This window comes from Paraburkholderia phymatum, from assembly GCF_040965635.1.
GTDB classification, from domain to species: Bacteria; Pseudomonadota; Gammaproteobacteria; order Burkholderiales; family Burkholderiaceae; genus Paraburkholderia; species Paraburkholderia phymatum_B.
Map to the genome: position 1 here is coordinate 1 of NZ_JBFRCH010000151.1, position 256 is coordinate 256.

1 protein-coding gene is annotated in these 256 nt (G+C 69.9%); it reads left to right on the forward strand.

Going from position 1 to position 256, the window contains the following annotated elements:
• A partial coding sequence (locus tag AB4Y32_RS40580; protein ID WP_368726595.1) for an AMP-binding protein occupies positions 1-256 on the forward strand: 256 nt, incomplete at both ends.

Sequence of the window (256 nt, forward strand, 5' to 3'; positions counted from 1 at the left end):
TAACCTGTCGGTGGCGCCGGCCACGGCACCCGCGATCACCGCATGTCACGCGGATGGAAAGCGTGTGCGCCTGACTCGCGGCGAACTGCGCGAGCGCGTGGCGCGTCTTGCACACGCGCTTTCGAAACTGGGGCTGCGCGATGGCGACCGCGTGGCCGCCGTCATGCGCAACGATGCTGACGCAGCGGTTGCCGCGCTGGCCGTTGCCGCGCTCGGCGCAACGTTTTCGTCCGCAGCGCCCGAAATGGGCGTCGAG